At 66.2% G+C, this 16,415-nt stretch carries 13 protein-coding genes and 2 pseudogenes; 11 read left to right on the top strand and 4 right to left on the bottom strand.

Going from position 1 to position 16,415, the window contains the following annotated elements:
* Positions 1-135: 135 nt before the first annotated feature.
* A complete protein-coding gene (locus ACZ6MZ_RS25210) occupies positions 136-429 on the top strand; it encodes a LuxR C-terminal-related transcriptional regulator (RefSeq protein ID WP_384184414.1) in 294 nt (97 codons plus the stop codon).
* A 131-nt stretch (positions 430-560) separates the two neighbouring features.
* On the opposite strand, the pseudogene ispG reads toward ACZ6MZ_RS25210, so the two are convergent.
* Together ispG and ispH are read right to left on the bottom strand one after the other, a co-directional pair.
* Positions 561-1,499 (bottom strand): annotated as a pseudogene (gene ispG, locus ACZ6MZ_RS25205) (flavodoxin-dependent (E)-4-hydroxy-3-methylbut-2-enyl-diphosphate synthase); the annotation flags it as partial.
* A gap of 112 nt (positions 1,500-1,611) precedes the next feature.
* Positions 1,612-2,562 (bottom strand): 4-hydroxy-3-methylbut-2-enyl diphosphate reductase, encoded by a 951-nt coding sequence (gene ispH, locus ACZ6MZ_RS25200; RefSeq protein ID WP_384336048.1) that lies wholly within the window; start codon positions 2,560-2,562, stop codon positions 1,612-1,614.
* A 635-nt stretch (positions 2,563-3,197) separates the two neighbouring features.
* Here ispH and ACZ6MZ_RS25195 point away from each other — a divergent pair.
* From ACZ6MZ_RS25195 to ACZ6MZ_RS25185, 3 genes and pseudogenes are all read left to right on the top strand, one after another.
* Positions 3,198-4,106 (top strand): SAM-dependent methyltransferase, encoded by a 909-nt coding sequence (locus ACZ6MZ_RS25195; RefSeq protein ID WP_469354439.1) that lies wholly within the window; start codon positions 3,198-3,200, stop codon positions 4,104-4,106.
* Between the two features lie 242 nt (positions 4,107-4,348).
* The gene (locus tag ACZ6MZ_RS25190) at positions 4,349-5,179 is read left to right on the top strand and encodes a methyltransferase domain-containing protein (protein WP_384184405.1); all 831 of its coding nucleotides are present in this window, start codon (positions 4,349-4,351) and stop codon (positions 5,177-5,179) included.
* A 184-nt stretch (positions 5,180-5,363) separates the two neighbouring features.
* A pseudogene (locus ACZ6MZ_RS25185) lies at positions 5,364-5,567 on the top strand (transposase family protein); the annotation flags it as partial.
* Between the two features lie 277 nt (positions 5,568-5,844).
* On the opposite strand, the gene ACZ6MZ_RS25180 reads toward ACZ6MZ_RS25185, so the two are convergent.
* Together ACZ6MZ_RS25180 and ACZ6MZ_RS25175 are read right to left on the bottom strand one after the other, a co-directional pair.
* Positions 5,845-7,152 (bottom strand): cytochrome P450, encoded by a 1,308-nt coding sequence (locus tag ACZ6MZ_RS25180; protein ID WP_469354438.1) that lies wholly within the window; start codon positions 7,150-7,152, stop codon positions 5,845-5,847.
* Positions 7,153-7,174: 22 nt separating this feature from the next.
* Entirely contained in the window at positions 7,175-7,558 is a 384-nt protein-coding gene (locus tag ACZ6MZ_RS25175; protein ID WP_469354437.1) for a hypothetical protein, read from the bottom strand.
* An 860-nt stretch (positions 7,559-8,418) separates the two neighbouring features.
* On the opposite strand from ACZ6MZ_RS25175, the gene ACZ6MZ_RS25170 reads away from it, so the two are divergent.
* The 7 genes from ACZ6MZ_RS25170 to ACZ6MZ_RS25140 all read left to right on the top strand — a co-directional run bounded on the left by ACZ6MZ_RS25170 (position 8,419) and on the right by ACZ6MZ_RS25140 (position 16,402).
* Positions 8,419-9,573: a cytochrome P450 gene (locus ACZ6MZ_RS25170; protein WP_469354435.1), complete on the top strand. Its 1,155-nt coding sequence runs from the start codon at positions 8,419-8,421 to the stop codon at positions 9,571-9,573.
* 79 nt (positions 9,574-9,652) lie between these two features.
* Complete coding sequence (locus ACZ6MZ_RS25165; RefSeq protein ID WP_469354433.1) at positions 9,653-10,480, top strand: UbiA family prenyltransferase; 828 nt, start codon at positions 9,653-9,655, stop codon at positions 10,478-10,480.
* A 14-nt stretch (positions 10,481-10,494) separates the two neighbouring features.
* Positions 10,495-11,325: an arylamine N-acetyltransferase family protein gene (locus ACZ6MZ_RS25160; protein WP_384184388.1), complete on the top strand. Its 831-nt coding sequence runs from the start codon at positions 10,495-10,497 to the stop codon at positions 11,323-11,325.
* Positions 11,325-13,421 (top strand): aminodeoxychorismate synthase component I, encoded by a 2,097-nt coding sequence (pabB, locus tag ACZ6MZ_RS25155; protein ID WP_469354740.1) that lies wholly within the window; start codon positions 11,325-11,327, stop codon positions 13,419-13,421. The genes ACZ6MZ_RS25160 and pabB overlap by 1 nt, the downstream gene beginning before the upstream one ends.
* 8 nt (positions 13,422-13,429) lie before the next feature.
* Positions 13,430-13,996: a hypothetical protein gene (locus ACZ6MZ_RS25150; RefSeq protein WP_469354431.1), complete on the top strand. Its 567-nt coding sequence runs from the start codon at positions 13,430-13,432 to the stop codon at positions 13,994-13,996.
* Positions 13,997-14,009: 13 nt separating this feature from the next.
* Complete coding sequence (locus ACZ6MZ_RS25145) at positions 14,010-14,954, top strand: AurF N-oxygenase family protein (protein ID WP_469354429.1); 945 nt, start codon at positions 14,010-14,012, stop codon at positions 14,952-14,954.
* A 23-nt stretch (positions 14,955-14,977) separates the two neighbouring features.
* Positions 14,978-16,402, top strand: coding sequence for a class II 3-deoxy-7-phosphoheptulonate synthase (locus ACZ6MZ_RS25140; RefSeq protein ID WP_469354428.1), 1,425 nt, complete (start codon positions 14,978-14,980; stop codon positions 16,400-16,402).
* Positions 16,403-16,415 lie beyond the last annotated feature (13 nt).

The raw sequence follows: 16,415 nt of genomic DNA, 5'->3' as shown, positions 1-16,415 counted from the left end.
TGGACAGAAAATGACGGGTTGCGACGGCGCAACAGTGACAAAGAGTGAGGGGTCCACCTAGGATCTTATTCAAGTGCTTCTCGCTCTGTATTTCTCCGGCTACGGTCCTTTGGCCCAGCCGGCTGTACGGAATGGATGGGTGCCATGGATGATGATCAGCACGGCTGCGAAGTGTCCCGGCCGGTCGGTAGCTGGGTTCTCAGCTCGGTCCAGGGCAGGATCCTGGAGGGTGTTGCGGCCGGCTTCTCCAGCGGGCGACTTTCGAGAGAGTTGCACCTCAGTTCGAAGACCATTGACTATCACGTCCGCGTCATGTCCGACAAGTTGCAGGCGCCGAATCGTGTCTCGTTGGTTTCGAGGGCGTTCGTCCTCCAGATTCTGCGAACAGATTCGTGGCCCCCGCGCATTGCGTGTGAAACTTTGGATTAACGCACGGTGGTTCGCGAGATCGTAATCCGTACATCCAGTGGAGGGAGACGAGTTCCCTTCCCTGTGAAGCTCGTCGGGTTCGTCATGGAAGACCTCTCCTCTCCTCTCGTCGTCGGACCGGGTGCGGCCGGTCATGCCTCGACGTCCACGCCCATCTCCTCGGCGATGCGTGCGGCCTCGGCCAGGAGGGTCTCCACGATCTGTGACTCGGGGACCGTGCGGATCACCTTGCCCTTGACGAAGATCTGGCCCTTGCCGTTGCCGGCGGCGACACCGATGTCGGCCTCGCGCGCCTCGCCAGGCCCGTTGACGACACAGCCCATCACCGCCACCCGCAACGGCACCGGGAACCCCTCGAGTGCCGCGGTGACCCGCTCGGCGAGGGTGTGCACATCGACCTGGGCCCGGCCGCAGGACGGGCACGACACGATGTCCAGTCCCCGTGGCCGCAACCCAAGCGACTCCAGGATCTGCGCGCCGACCTTGACCTCCTCGACCGGTGGTGCGGAGAGCGAGACGCGGATGGTGTCGCCGATGCCCTCTGCGAGCAGCGCGCCGAACGCGACCGCGGACTTGATGGTGCCCTGGAACCGGGGGCCTGCCTCAGTCACGCCGAGGTGCAGCGGGTAGTCGCACCGGCCGGCGAGCTTGCGGTACGCCTCGATCATCACCACCGGGTCGTGATGTTTGACCGAGCACTCCCACAACGCCGACTCCACCAGGGCCTCCGGGGTGACGCCGCCGTGCTTGTCCAGCAACCGCTTGTCCAGCGACCCGGCGTTCACGCCGATCCGGATCGGCACGCCCGCGCCCTTGGCGGCGCGGGCGATCGCGCCGACCTGGTCGTCGAACTGGCGGATGTTGCCGGGGTTGACCCGCACCGCGGCGCAGCCGGCGTCGATCGCGGCGAACACGTACTTGGGCTGGAAGTGGATGTCGGCGATCACCGGGATCCCCGACTTGCGTGCGATCGTCGGCAGCGCGGCCGCGTCGTCTGCCGACGGCACAGCGACTCGCACGATTTCGCAGCCGGCCGCGGTGAGTTCGGCGATCTGCTGCAGAGTGGCGTCGGCTGGTCGGACAGGTCGGAACGACGGCCGACGCGCCTCACCGCCGACTCGCTCTTGCCAACAGAGTCCTTGCCGGCGCCATCAGTTACAGGGGTCGCCCGGTCTCGATCGGTCACGGCACATCCGCCACTCCGGTCAGCCGCGTGGGCGGGGAGAACACGATGTCCTCGGTCGCCACCCGTTCTACAGACGTGTCCGCGTAACCCAGTTCGGCGAGCCGGTCGAGCAGCTGGTCGACGAGGATCTCCGGCGCGCTCGCGCCGGCGCTCACGCCGACCGTGCTCACGCCGGCCAGCCACGTGGGGTCGAAGTGGGTCACATCCGGCACCAGTTCGGCCCTGCCGCCGAGCCTGCGCGCCACCTCGACCATCCGGATCGAGTTGCTGGAGTTGGTCGAACCGACCACCAGCACCAGGTCGCACCGGTCCACGATGGCCCTGATGCCGTCCTGGCGGTTCTGGCTGGCGTAACAGATGTCGTCGGTGGCGGGCCCGCGCAGGTCGGTGAACCTGCGCTGCAGCACGGCGATGATGTCCCTGGTCTCGTCCACCGAGAGCGTGGTCTGGGTGAGGTAGGCGACCGGTGCGTCGGGGGGAAGGTCCAGTGCCTCCGCGTCGGCGACCGTCTCGACGATGACCGTCTGGTCGGGAGCGTGCCCGTAGGTGCCCTCGACCTCCTCGTGGTCCGCGTGCCCGACCAGCAGTAACGTCCGCCCGTCGCGGGCGAACCGGCGGGCCTCCTGGTGCACCTTGGCCACCAGGGGGCAGGTCGCGTCGAGTACGTCCAGCCCGCGTGCGTCCGCGTTCTGCCGCACCTGCGGGGAGACACCGTGCGCGGAGAAGACACACACCGCGCCCTCCGGCACCTCCTGCTCGGAGTCGACGAACCGGACACCCCGGCGCTGGAACTCGCGCACCACGTAGTGGTTGTGCACGATCTCCTTGCGGACGTAGACCGGCGCGCCGTGCTGTTCCAGCGCGAGGTCGATGATGGCTATCGCTCGGCGTACACCGGCACACAAACTCCGCGGCTCGGCCAGCAGGACCTGCTTACCGCCACTCATTCCCACTCCGTTCCGTGCCATGACGTCCGCGTCGGAACGCCTGGCTTGCGTTGCCGAACAGGGCGTCCACGCCGGTCGGTAGAGACCGAGTCCTTCTCAGGAAGTCTTGTCTGTCGTTGGGTGCCGGCTTAATAGCCGGACTCGAACACGGCCTTGGTGCCGCCCAGCAGCTATCATTCCGCAGGGTAGTCCAATCCAGGCCTTACGCCGTCCTCTTTGGGGTTTTTCCTAAAGTCGAAGATGCTCACGCCGCGTCGTTGACACGACAGGAGAGGTCGTTCAGGATGGAATCCAATAGCTGCCACTCAATTTCAGGGCGACTCAAGATTCCAGATCATGAGGGCGACCCTGCATTTCGAACGAGGCGCTGCTATGGCAACGATCTCGGATCAAGGCTGGTATAACCGTCCAGCCTGGCCCACTCGTGCCGCAAACCACTTCATGGATCGCCTACTTGCCGCGGTGCCGGGTGACTCTCGCATGTGGGAGGTGCCGGCACATTTGATGAACATGGAATCCGGTCCGGTGATCCTTGTCGAACCACGTATCCTCGCAAAATCATGACGAGCACAGCGTAACGACCAAAGCAGGCCATTCGCCAATGTCGTCGGCATCCGAGCTCTGGAGGAGTGACCGTGGCACATCTGGATGAACTTTCAAGTTCACCTCAAACAGCGCTGGAGCCTCAGGATGAGGTAAGAATAGTTGGCCAATACTACGACGACAAAACAGCTAGGCTTGTTCGCAAATACGGGCCTGGACCCAGGATTCACTATCATGTAGGTTACTACCCTTCCTCTGAAACGCCACTGAATGCTGACGATGCGACGCCGGATGCTATTCGCCGCAGCATACGGCTTCATCAAGAGGGTTTGCTGCGGTATGCGGCCAAGATCTGGGGCGCTGAACACCGGCTGTCGGGGAGAGTCCTGGATGTCGGCTGCGGTCTTGGCGGGGGCTCGCTCTTCTGGGCACAGGAATACGGCGCCGACGTCACGGCGGTCACCAATGCGCCGGAACACGCGCCGATAGTTGACGGGTTCGCGCGGGAAGGCGGTGTGGGCGGGAATGTCCGAACACTGGTCTGTGATGCAATGCATCTCCCCTTGGACGGCTCCTACGACGCAGCAGTAGCAATCGAGAGCAGCGGATATTTCAACCGTCCTCTGTGGTTCGAGCGTCTGGCGCGTGTGCTTCGTCCAGGCGGGAGTGTGTGCATCGAGGAAGTATTCATTACACGCCCTCACGGGGCCGATGTGTGGGCCGAATACTTCTACACAAAACCGGCTACGGTGCTCGACTACGCAGAAGCAGCGCAGTCTGCGGGTTTTGAATTGGTCGATGACGTCGACGCTACGTCAGAAACCTTGCCGTTCTGGGAGGAGAGTGCCGCCTGGACGAAGGCGGTACTGGACAATGACAGCAGCCTTTCAGCAGTTGACCGCAGGCAGCTGAGGATATCTCTGATGGCGAACCAGGCGCTTGGCACTGAATGGCAAGCAGGGGGCTTGCGGCTGGGTTTCTTGCGCTTCGAGCTGAAGTGAGCAAAGAGCATGTTGGCGGATTCTCGGGGTCCTCGCAACACCTGATGGCTTACCTGGTTGTCAGTGGTTGTCAGTAGATCACGCAGGCGCTCGGCTGGGGTTACCCAGCCGAGCGCAGCGGGTTTCCGCCCGCCTTTCGATGTGACTGCCGGATTCCACGTCGCCAACCACGCGGGCTCACCGCCGGTACGGCTGAACCGCCGCCGACTTCCCGCCACCTTCACAACGATACGGAGTGCCTCATGACGCTCGACCAGTTTCCCGCTCCCAGCGACGTCGCCGACATGTACGACGGGATCGGTCAGATCTACGGTTCCGCGTGGGGCCCCAACAAACACTACGGCTACTGGGAGAACGACGCCGACGACAGCTCCATCGAGGAAGCCACTGACCGCCTGACCGACCTGATGATCTCAGGTATCGCCGCGCAGGCCGGCCAGCGGGTCCTGGACATCGGCTGCGGCATCGGCCATCCCGCGCTGCGGCTCGTCCGCGCTTGTGACGTGAGCGTTTTGGGCATCTCCGTCAGCCACGTCCAGGTGGCGCGGGCCACGGAACTCGCGGCCGCGGCTGGGCTCGCCGACCGGGCCACGTTCCAGTTCACGGACGCGATGGACATGCCCTTCCCCGACGGTTCGTTCGACGCGGCCTGGGCGTTTGAGTCGATGTGGCACATGCCCGACCGCGGCCAGGTGCTCTCCGAGACCGCCCGCGTCCTGCGCCCCGGCGGCCGCCTCGCCATCGCCGACGTCATCGAGCGCGGCCCGGTCAGCCCTGAGGGACGCGTGGTCCTGGACCACATCTGCGAGAACTACGCGGTGCGCTCCTTGGGCACTGTGGACGAATACCGGACGGCGTTGGCCGCCAACGGTTTCGTCGACGTGGAGATCCGTGACATCAGCGACAACGTCTCCCGTACCCTCGCGCGCATGGCCGACGCCGTGGAGACCGTCCGCGACAAGCTGGTCGGTCTGGTGGGCGAGGAACAGGCCACCTCGCTCATCGATTTCATGCGTTTGTCCGCGGTCACCCCGGAGAGTGGCTACCTCTTCCTGACCGCGGTCCGCGCATGACCGCGGGCGCCGTCCCCGGTTTTCAGCTCGGCGTCTCATGGCGTAAGGATGAGGTCGAGGTACTTCCTGACGCTTCCTGAATGGTGAGCCATTCTCGGTAATGGTCTGTCACGTCAAGTAAGGACACCGTCGAGTTCCTGTCCCGGCTGCTGGCCGCCAGCTGCGGCCGGCAGCGTACTCGGCGTGGGCGACGCGCGCTGAGCATTACGGCGGCAACGTCCAGGTCATCTCCGTGCCGGACGGCTGGCCTATCTGGGTCTCCGCGGTGCGATCCGGCCGCGAGCACGACATCACCTGCGCCCGCCACCACGACGTCATGGACTCCCTGGCCGACATGCGCGACGATCTGCCCGCCCTGACCGATCTGGGCTACGAGGGCGCCGGGGACACCGTCGCATCCCACGAGTTCGTGGCCTGGCTCACCAAGCGCGGCCGGTGGCTGTCGTACTCGGTCGGCATGACCATCACCGACGCCATCCACGCCGCGGTGCTGCGCCTCCCGGGCGCCCACCCGACGCGACAGTCGGGCCACCGGCAGGCCCATCACCAGTCCGACAAGCCGAAACGGCCCGCCAGTTGAACTGACGGGCCGTCACGAAATGCTAGCCGGCATCCTGATCTGTGGAACCCACGGTCCTCACCTTCAATGCCGTCGGACAAGTGAGTCAAGTACGTTCTGCAGGGGGCAACGTGTCGTCCAGATCTCCCGACGACCGCCCGGATGTCCGTCCCCGGTGCCGCACCCGCAACTCGGTCAACGCTCGAAGCGGAAACACTGGCCGGTGACGTGGCGGCGGCCCTGGTGCCAGAGTCAGACCTGGCATCCTGGTGGCGATGGCCTGTATCGCGATCTCCAGTTCCATGCGGGCGAATCCGGCTCCGAGGCAGAAATGGATGCCGTGCCCGAACGCGAGATGCGTGGCAGACCCACTGCCTGGACTGAACCCGGCCGGACATGTGGGGGAGTGGCTGTCCCGGCCGGCCGCTCCGTACAGCAGAAGTAGTCGGCTCCCCGCGGCCAGGTGGACGTCGCCGACCACTACGTCACGGACCGCGCTCCGGTACATGCCCGCCAGCGGACTGTCGAACCGCAACCCCTCCTCGACAAGGTCCCGTACGGCGATCGTGCCGTCGACCACCTTGGCCCAGCCGCCGGGTGACTGAAGCTGCTGGAAGAGGATCGTGCCAAGCGCCTCGGCACAGGTCATGTGTCCCGCGAAGATCAGTGTGGGGACCTGGACAGAAGCCTCGTCGGCGGTGAGCGTCTGGCCTGCTTTACCGTCGTGGAGCAGTTCACTGATCAGGTCGTCTTGCGGTGAGGCGAGCCGTTCCTGCACGAGTGATCGGGCGAACGCTCCGAAGTCCATCAGCCCGCGGGCGCATTCACGCAGCCGGTCAGGATCGGTGTAGCGCTGCAACATCATGAGTTCGATGCGTTGCTCGGACCACGTGCGGCAGCGGTCGAGGTACTCGTCCGGTATCCCAAGGCGCCGGCAGATCACCTCAAGGGAGTACGGAACGGCGAACGCCGTGATGAAGTCGAACTCCGCCGCGACCGCAGCCCGCTCGACGAGGTCGGTGGCGACCGCACGGATCGTGGGTTCGAACGCTCTGACCCTGGCCGGCGTGAACCCGACGTTGAGTACTTCCCTGATCCTGGCGTGCTCGGGAGGGTCGAGAGAGCCGACGGCCAGAGCACCAGCACCGCGCCAAGTGCGGAGCATCCGACTCACGTCCTCGGGCAACGCGACCGCGGAGCGGGGGTTGTGGTCGCGCGCCGAGAAGTTTCTGTCGTCTCGTAGCACGGCAACGATGTCCTCGCGCCGGGTGACGCACCACGCGTTGAGCAAAGGGGCGTAGAACACCGGCTCCGTCTCTCCGATGTCGGCCAGAAATGAATACGGGTCGTCGCGATGTGCGCCATACGGGTCGAACGACCTGTCTTCATTTAATTGCCCAGATTCAACTGACATAGCCATTCCGCCTCTCAAGCTTTCAGTGAACCATTCCCGGTAATGACCGGTGACGTTGTGTGATGTCGGGGGGAAGGTCCACTGGCTCCGCGTCGGCGACCGTCTCGATGATGACCGTCCGGTCGGGAGCGTGCCCGTAGGTGCCCTCGACCTCCTCGTGGTCCGCGTGCCCGACCAGCGGCAACGTCCGCCCGTCGCGGGCGAACCGGCGGGCCTCCTGGTGCACTTTGGCCACCAGGGGGCAGGTCGCGTCGAGTACGTCCAGCCCGCGTGCGTCCGCGTTCTGCCGCACCTGCGGGGAGACACCGTGCGCGGAGAAGACACACACCGCGCCCTCCGGCACCTCCTGCTCGGAGTCGACGAACCTCCGCGGCTCGGCCAGCAGGACCTGCTTGCCGCCACTCATTCCCACTCCGTTCCGTGCCATGACGTCCGCGTCGGAACGCCTGGCTTGCGTTGCCGAACAGGGCGTCCACGCCGGTCGGTAGAGACCGAGTCCTTCTCAGGAAGTCTTGTCTGCCGTCGTTGGTGCCGGCTTAATAGCCGGACTCGAACACGGCCTTGGTGCCGCCCAGCAGCTATCATTCCGCAGGGTAGTCCAATCCAGGCCTTACGCCGTCCTCTTTGGGGTTTTTCCTAAAGTCGAAGATGCTCACGCCGCGTCGTTGACACGACAGGAGAGGTCGTTCAGGATGGCGGTCAGAACGGTCACGCAAATTCCGGTGCATCATGAGCTTTGCGCAAGCCTTCGTCATCGACAGTTCGCCGAGGTTTCACCGTACGGCGAGGTGGGGCAAGGGCTGAGAAGATAAGTAAGCAACATATCCAGCACAGTGATTTTCAGTGGTGCAATTCGCGAACCCCATGCGCGTAGGTCTGACCAGGAATTGGGAAGGCGTGCGACCGGAGGAGAATCTCGATGAGCGCACTCGACATCTCGTAGACCGGGCTCCAAGCCTTCCTGTCGCCGAGGATGGTGCAGTCCACGGTATTGCCCGTTATGCGGCTGCAGGCTTCCGCACTGGAGCCGACCCTGGCCCGGATCTGTCCTTACCACCTCGGCACTACGTGACCAAGCCCCAGGACCCGATCAACCCGCCGCTGGGCGACTTTCCGCCCACCGCATGGGGGGCTGGCCGGCAGGTCTGCCTTCCTCGTTCCTCGACGGACACCGGGGCGACGAGCTCCAGTACGTCGTGATCGTCTTCGACAAGGTGGTCTGAACCTCGATTCCGGCGGAGGCCGTCAGTGAGTACCCCAGCTCAATTGCCTTTCGAGCAGACGAATGTGCTGCAACTCGCGCCAGGGCTGCGCACGCTCCAATCCCAGGGCGCGGTCCATCGGGTTCGTACTGCCGAGGGCGACGAGGCGTGGCTGGTCACCGGTCATGCCTGGGTGAGGCAGTTGCTTGACGATGACCGGCTCGGCCCCTCCCATCCCGATCCGGAGGCCGCGGCGAAGGACAGCGGGTCGGCGCTTCTCGCCGGCCTGCTGGGCGGCTTCGCCACCGACCACGCTCGGTTGCGTGCGCTGCTGGAGCCGCACTTCTCACCCGAGCGGATGCTGGCGCTGCGGCCCTACGTCGAAAAACTGACCGGTCAACTCCTGGACGGATTGGCCGGGCAGAAGCCACCGGTGGACCTGCGCCAGGCGTTGGCGCTGTCGCTGCCGATTCAGGTGATGTGCGAGTGGTTGGGCGTGCCCCAGGAGGACAAGGACCAGTTCGGCAGCTGGACCCAGGACGCCGCCAACGTCGGGGATCCCGTCAGGTCCAAGCAGGGGCTGGGCGAATTGTTCGGCTATTGCAGGCAACTCGTCGCTGATAAACGGCGAAATCCGGGCGATGACGTGATCTCCAGGATCTGCGCGACCGAGGGGATCAACGACAACGAGGTCATCGGGCTGACGGCGTTGTTGCTGTTCGGTGGTTATGAGACCACGGTGGCCCGGATCGGCACCTGTGTGTCGCTGTTGTTGGCCAACTCCGAGCAGTGGCAGGCGTTGCTGCACGACCCGAGTCTCATCCCCGGCGCGGTCGAGGAAACCCTGCGGATGTCGATGCCGAACCCGCACAACGGCGGCATGCCCCGTTATGCGCTGACGGACTTCGAGATCGACGGGATTACCATCCGGACCGGCGACTTCGTGCTGCTGAACATCATCGCGGCCAACCACGACGAGACGGCCTTCGCCGACCCCGGCCGGGTCGATGTCACTCGCGACACCACGGGCAGCCTCATGTTCGGGCATGGTGCGCACTACTGCGTCGGCGCGATGCTGGCCCGGATGCAGCTGCAGGTGGTGCTCACCCAGCTCGTCGCACGATTCCCGACCATGCGTCTGGCTGTCGGTGCAGAAGAGCTGAGGCTGCGCCACAACACGCTGATCGGCGGGTTGATCCAACTTCCGGTGACCTGGTGATTGGATCCTGATGCTGTACAAGATATCTACCGGCGTAGTCACGAAGAGCCCGGATTCAATCCGCGCGTATCTCCTGTTGATGCGACTGGACAGGCCTACGGGGTACGTGCTCTACCTGCTTCCAGGGCTGTGGGCCGTCGTCCTCGCCTCCGGGCAACGACCAGACCTGCTGACGGTCGTGGTTGTCGCCGTAGCCGCGGTGCTGGTGCGCGGCGCGGCCTGCGCGGTCAACGATGTGGTCGACAGGGACGTCGACGCCCGAGTCGCCCGCACCGTGTCGCGTCCTGTCGCGTCGGGGACGATCAGCGTCGGGAACGCACTCCTGTTCGCCGCCGCACAGGCCGTGGTCGCACTGCTGGTCCTGGCGGTGGCGAACGTGGAGACGGCCCTGGTCGCCGGGGCCTCGTACCCGCTGATCGTCGCGTACCCCTACATGAAGCGCATCTTCTTCTGGCCCTCGGCCTTCCTGGCGCTGGTGATGAGCGTCTACGTGCTGATCGGCTGGACGGCGGTGACCGGGAGCGTCGACTACCCGCTCGCGGTGTACGGCCTGTACGCCTGCGGGGCCTTCTGGACGCTGATTCACGACGCGATCTACTCCCACCAGGACAAGGAGTACGACCGGAACATCGGTGTCAAGTCTTCCGCTCTGCTGTTCGGTGAGGCCACCAAGGCGTGGCTGGCGATGTTCGTCGTGCTCAGCGTCGGCGGCGTGCTGTGGGCCGGTTCCCAGATGTCGATGGGGTGGGTGTTCTACCTGATCGTCGTGCTCGCGGGAATCTTTCTGTCCTCCCTGGTCGTACGTGTGGACCTGGACGATCCGAAATCGTGCTGGGACGCCTTTGTCGCCAACCCTTACTTCGGTTGGATCACTCTCGCGGCCGTGGTCGCCGGGAAGTTCACATGAAGGATGAGCTACGTGTGACAGATTCGATGTGGCAGGGCAGTGGCGTCGACCTGGACGCCTACCTGACCCGCGTGGGCTACCAGGGCGACGTGGCTCCGGACCTCTCCACGCTGCGGGGCCTGCACACCGCCCACGTCGACGCAATCGCCTTCGACAACCTCGACGCGGTGCTCGGGCGCGCGGTGGTGCCGCTGGACCTGGACAGCGTCCAGGAGAAGATCGTGCGGCAGGGCCGCGGCGGCTGGTGCCTGGAACAGGTCGTGCTGATGGCGGCCGTGCTGGACCGCATCGGGTTCACGTTCACGGCGTTCGCCGGCAGGACGCGGATCCGCACCGGGAGCAAGTTCGGACCGGCCCTGCACGTGGCCCTGTGCGTGGAGCTCGACGGCGAACGCTGGCTCCACGACGTGAGTTTCGGTGGCTACGGGCCGCACGAGCCGATCCAGCTCGCGGAGAACTCGCGGCTGGACGGAGACTGGTCGTTCGATCTCGTGCGAGAGCCGACCGGTGAACACGTGCTGCGGTTCCTGCGGCCGGAGGGACCGGTGGAGCTCTACGGCTTCACCACGGACGTGCGCTATCCGTCGGACTTCGAGCTCCTCAACCACTTCTGCCTCACCCATCCGCGCTCGCCGTTCAACCACCGGATGGTCCTCCAGCGCACACGGCCCGAAGTGAGACACGTCCTCGCCGGCAGCACTCTCACGGAGATACGTCCTGCGGAGCCGGCGACCTTCCGGGAACTCGACGTGGACGAGATGCTTTCCGCTCCCGAGGAGATCTTCGGGATCACCTTGGAACCGGGCGACGTCCAGGCGCTCTCGAAAATCTTGGACGGTCCATGATGCGTACCTTGCTGCTGGACAATTACGACTCGTACACCTTCAACCTGTACCAGTTGATCGCCGACATCAACGGCCAGGAGCCGGTCGTCATGGTCAACGACGATCCGATGTTGTCCAGCCTGCGGCTGGAGAACTTCGACAACATCGTGGTCTCACCCGGCCCTGGACGGCCGCAGAACCCCCGCGACGTCGGCCTCCTCGGCGACCTGCTGCGCCGCACCACGCTGCCCGTGCTGGGCGTCTGCTTCGGCCATCAGATGATCGCGCACCTGGCCGGAGCGCCGGTGGTCGCCGCGCCCGAACCGAGACACGGGCACCTCGCCAAGATCTCCCACGAGGGAGATCCGCTGTTCGCCGGAGTTCCGCGTGAATTCGTCGCGGTTCGCTACCACTCGCTGTGCGTGCAGGAGCCCCTGCCCGAGGAACTCGTCGCCACCGCGTGGGCGGACGACGGTGTGCTCATGGCGCTGCGTCACCGCGATCTGCCGCAGTGGGGCGTGCAGTTCCACCCCGAGTCGGTCGCTTCCCAGTACGGGCGTGAGATCCTGCAGAACTTCGCCGAACTGACCCGCCGGACTCAGCACGGACAACGGCCGTCCGTCACCGACACCGTCACCGCACTGTCCGACGACACGCCCGGCGCGGTCGAGGGACTGGGAATCATCAGCACGGTGGTGTCGACCGCTGCCGATTCCGAGGCCATTTTTCTCAAGCTCTTCGACAACATCCCGTACTGCTTCTGGCTGGACAGCAGCCGGGTGGAGGAAGGCCTGTCCCGGTTCTCGTTCCTCGGCGACACGTCAGGTCCGCTCAGCGAGGTCCTGACCTACCGCACCGGCAGCGGGACAGTGGAAGTGCGCGATGCGAACGGCGTCCACATCGTCACCGGCAGCGTGTTCGACGTCCTCGAACAGCGGCTGCGCGAACGGCGCATCCCCGACTCGGACCTGCCCTTCGACCTGACCGGCGGCTACGTCGGCTACTTCGGCTACGAACTCAAGGCCGAATGCGGGGCCACGGCCCGCCACATCGCCGAAACGCCGGACGCCATCTGGATGTTCGCCGATCGCGTCATCGCGGTCGACCACCAGGAGGGACTGACCTACCTGGTGGCCGTCCACGACGAGAAGACCCGGCGCGACGCGCAGGACTGGGTAGAACGGACGTCCGCGCTCCTGATGGGCCTGAACCCGGCCGACGCCGAGCCGCCGCGCGAACCTGCCGCCGGCCCGCCCCCGAATGCCGAGGAGTACCTCGGCCGCGGCCGGAGCCAGTACCTGGCGGACATCACGGAGTGCCGACGGCAGCTGAACCGGGGCGAGAGCTACGAGATCTGCCTGACCAACAAGTTGCACATGCCGTTCCATGACGACGACACGTCCTTCTACCTGAGGCTGCGCCGGGCGAACCCGGCACCGTACGCCGCGCTCTTACGCCTTGGCGAGGTCACGGTCTTCAGCTCCTCGCCGGAGCGGTTCCTGCGCATCGAGAGAGACCGCACGGTCACCAGCAAGCCGATCAAGGGCACAGCCCCTCGCGACGCCGACCCGGTGCGCGACGCCGAACTGGCTGCCACCCTCGCCTCAAGCGCCAAGACTCAGGCCGAGAACCTGATGATCGTCGACCTGTTGCGCAATGACCTGGGCCGGGTGTGTGAGGTGGGCAGCATCGAGGTCGACCCATACCTGGCCGTCGAGAGCTACGAGACCGTGCACCAACTGGTCTCCACTGTTCGTGGACGGCTCAATGACGGGGTCAGCGCGATGGACTGCGCCCGGCAGTGCTTCCCAGGCGGGTCGATGACCGGGGCGCCGAAGCTGCGCACCATGGAGATCATCGACCGCTTGGAGACGGAGGCCCGGGGTGTCTACTCCGGCGCCCTCGGCTACTTCGGCCTCTCCGGCGGCACGGACCTGAACATCGTGATCCGCACCGCGGTCCGCGTCGGTGACCGGTTGACCATCGGAGCCGGCGGGGCGATCGTGCTCGACTCCGACCCGCATGAAGAGTACGAGGAGATGCTGCTCAAGGCGGCAGCGTCGCTCCGCGCCCGGCGTGCGTCGGCGGTGTCGGACGTGGGCGGCTCCCAACGATGAACAGAGCGATGAGCACAGCGACCGCCCAGGGCGTCCGCCGGTGGTGGGACGCCGATGGCGGATGGTCGACGGCCGACGCCGCCGGGACGGTGCTGGTCATCGACTCCTGGCTCGTGGACGAGGGGCGGGTGCGGGGACTCGACCGGCACGCCGAACGCTTCGGTTCGGCCTGCGACCGGTTCTCCGAACCGGGAGCGGAACAGACGAACCGGTTCCTGCGGGCGGTCGCCGAGTCGTTGCCCGCCCGAGGCCGAGGGTTTCCTCGCGTCGAACTCGTAAAGATCGGGTCGGGAACGCGGCTGCGGATGTGGCTGCGCCCCGCGCCACCGCGCACCGCGACCGTCCGGGTCGCCGGTACGGCAGGGCACCAGGTCGTCACCGAGCAGGCCACCGCGCCGGATCTCGCCGGCGTGCCCGTCTGGACGCTGAACGCCCTGCACGGCATCCGGCCGGTCACCGAGGGGTTGGGCCGGTTCCAGGACACGGACGCCGCAGTGGCCGAGCGCTGGCAGTCGCGCCTGGCCGCGCTCGCCGTTCCGGCCGGCGCCTCCCTGATTCCTGTGGTGAACCCATGAAGGAGGTTTCCCGATGACCGCGGCACGTGAAGTGCCCGAGCACGAGCGTGACTTGCTGGTGCAGTTGACGCTCCGCTGGGGGAAGCGAGTGGCCGTCAAGAAGGACGAGCTCGACCTCGACGGTCACTTCGACGCGGCGCTGCCGGACTTCCCCGAACACCTCGTCCCGGTGCTGGGCCTGCCGGGTGCCGACCGGCTCGACCGGGACGCTCGCGAGCGCATCCTGTCCGCGGCGTGGATCGCCTACAACGCCAAGACCGCGGCCATCGAGGACGAGATCATCCTGCCGGCCTGCCGGTTGATGCTCCAGGAACGGATCCCCGTCCGCCGCGACGACGTCGCCGTCGACGCGCTGCACCAGACGATCATCGATGAGCACTATCACATCCTGATGTGCCACAACGCCGTCGGCGTCACCCGCAGGCGGCGCGACCTGGCGGACGTGCGGTTTGCGCCGGGCGTCTGGTCGGTGGTCCAGGGACTGGACGCGGTCCGAGCCGGGCTGTCCGGGTTCGACCGCGACATCGTCGACATCGCGTTCTCCCTGGCCGCCGAGACGACGATCAGCGGGTTCCTCTCCGCACTCGCCACCGCCCAGGAGATCCAGCCGATGAACCGGATCACCACCGATCTGCACCGGCGGGACGAGAGCGGACACGCGGTGGTGTTCCGCGAGTTGTGCGGCTCGCTCTACCGGAACCTGGACGGCGCACAGCAGCGGACGTTCCGCGAAGCACTCGTCACCGGGCTGACCGCGTTCCGCTCCCCGGACCTGGACCCCTGGGTGACCGTGGCGGGCCAGGGCGGCTTCGAGATCGACACCGGTCAGCTGAGCGAGTGGGCCGCGTCCCGTCCCGTGCCCGCGCGGGACACCGGACCGTTGCAGCTGCTGCTCGACGACCTGGGCATCAGCCACGACCTCGTCGAGATGGTCCCGCTGACGGCCCCGCACCGTTGAGCCATGAGGAGCGGACGGAGATCATGTTGACCCTCACCGGCGAAGCCGCCGCGCACTGGCGGACACTCGTTGCCCACCAGCGGCCGGAGTGGCCCAGCCTGGCTGAGCTCGGCGACGTGACGGATCACCTGGCGGCCTTGCTCCCGTTGGTCACGCCACAGGAGTGCGACACGCTCACCGCACGACTCGCCCAGGCGGCAGAGGGCAAGGCGTTCCTGCTGCAGGGTGGCGACTGCGCCGAACGTTTCGACCGCCTCTCGGCACAGGCGATTCACAGCAGACTGCGCCTCCTGCAGCAGATGGCCGTGATCCTGACGTACGCGTCGACGGTGCCGGTGGTCAAGGTGGGCCGGATGGCCGGGCAGTACGCGAAGCCCCGATCCCGGCCGACCGAGACCGTCGACGGGCGCACGCTCCCGGTCTACCGGGGCGACGCGGTGAACGGCATCGGCTTCAGCCAGGCCGAACGACGGCCGGACCCGGCCCGGCTACTTCGGATGTACGACGCTTCGCGCGACACCCTGGACGTCATGCGCGCATGCGCCCGTGGCGGCACCGACCTACGCCAACTGCACAAGGAGAACCAGGACTTCGTCTCACGCTCGCCTGCAGGTGAACGCTACGACGACCTCGCCGGTCGAATCGGCCAGGCACTGTCCCGCGAAGACGCGTGCGGCGGCGGCGATCCGTTGCGCACCACGGAGTTGTTCGCCAGCCACGAGGGACTGCTGCTCGACTACGAGGCCGCGCTGACCCGCTACAACCCGCGTTCCGGCCGAGGATATGCGGGCAGCGGCCACATGCTGTGGATCGGCGACCGCACCAGACAGCTCGACGGCGCCCACGTCGCCTACTTCGCGACCATCGACAACCCGATCGCGGTGAAGCTGGGCCCTGCCACCACGCCCGAGCAGGCGATGGCCCTGATCGACCGCCTCGACCCCGACCGACGGCCGGGCCGGCTGACCTTCATCGTGCGCATGGGGGCGCACCGCGTGCAGTACCTGCTGCCGGAACTCGTGGAGAAGGTCACGGCTTCCGGCGCGCCGGTGGTGTGGGTGTGCGATCCGATGCACGGCAACACCTTCGAGGCGCCCAGCGGGCACAAGACCAGGCGGTTCGACGACATCCTCGCCGAGGTCGCAGGCTTCTTCGAGGTGCACAAGGCGCTCGGCACCCACGCCGGCGGACTGCACGTGGAGCTGACCAGCGAGGACGTGACCGAGTGCGTCGGCGGCGGCGCCGAACTGGGTTTCGACGACCTGCACCGCAGGTACGAGTCGGCGTGCGACCCGCGCCTCAACGGAGGCCAGGCGCTTGATCTGGCCTTCGTGGTCGCCGAGATGTTCAACCCAGGAGCAACCGGCGTCGTGGCGCCGGACGCAGCGGTGAATGCCGCGGCCCGGGGCGCACGTCACAGCGATTCTCCCGCCTCGTTCGACGCGTGAAACCAACAACATT

Source organism: Streptomyces sp. NPDC042201 (assembly GCF_055582185.1).
This window is presented reverse-complemented; position numbering and strand designations above follow the sequence as displayed.

Coding starts and splice junctions, on each gene's coding strand:
- ACZ6MZ_RS25140 (WP_469354428.1), top strand. CDS start 14,978: ATGTTGACCCTCACCGGCGAAGCCGCCGCGCACTGGCGGACACTCGTT.
- ACZ6MZ_RS25175 (WP_469354437.1), bottom strand. CDS start 7,558: ATGAGTGGCGGCAAGCAGGTCCTGCTGGCCGAGCCGCGGAGGTTCGTC.
- ispH (WP_384336048.1), bottom strand. CDS start 2,562: ATGAGTGGCGGTAAGCAGGTCCTGCTGGCCGAGCCGCGGAGTTTGTGT.
- ACZ6MZ_RS25180 (WP_469354438.1), bottom strand. CDS start 7,152: ATGTCAGTTGAATCTGGGCAATTAAATGAAGACAGGTCGTTCGACCCG.
- ACZ6MZ_RS25210 (WP_384184414.1), top strand. CDS start 136: ATGGGTGCCATGGATGATGATCAGCACGGCTGCGAAGTGTCCCGGCCG.
- ACZ6MZ_RS25150 (WP_469354431.1), top strand. CDS start 13,430: ATGAGCACAGCGACCGCCCAGGGCGTCCGCCGGTGGTGGGACGCCGAT.
- ACZ6MZ_RS25190 (WP_384184405.1), top strand. CDS start 4,349: ATGACGCTCGACCAGTTTCCCGCTCCCAGCGACGTCGCCGACATGTAC.
- ACZ6MZ_RS25145 (WP_469354429.1), top strand. CDS start 14,010: ATGACCGCGGCACGTGAAGTGCCCGAGCACGAGCGTGACTTGCTGGTG.
- ACZ6MZ_RS25165 (WP_469354433.1), top strand. CDS start 9,653: ATGCGACTGGACAGGCCTACGGGGTACGTGCTCTACCTGCTTCCAGGG.
- pabB (WP_469354740.1), top strand. CDS start 11,325: ATGCGTACCTTGCTGCTGGACAATTACGACTCGTACACCTTCAACCTG.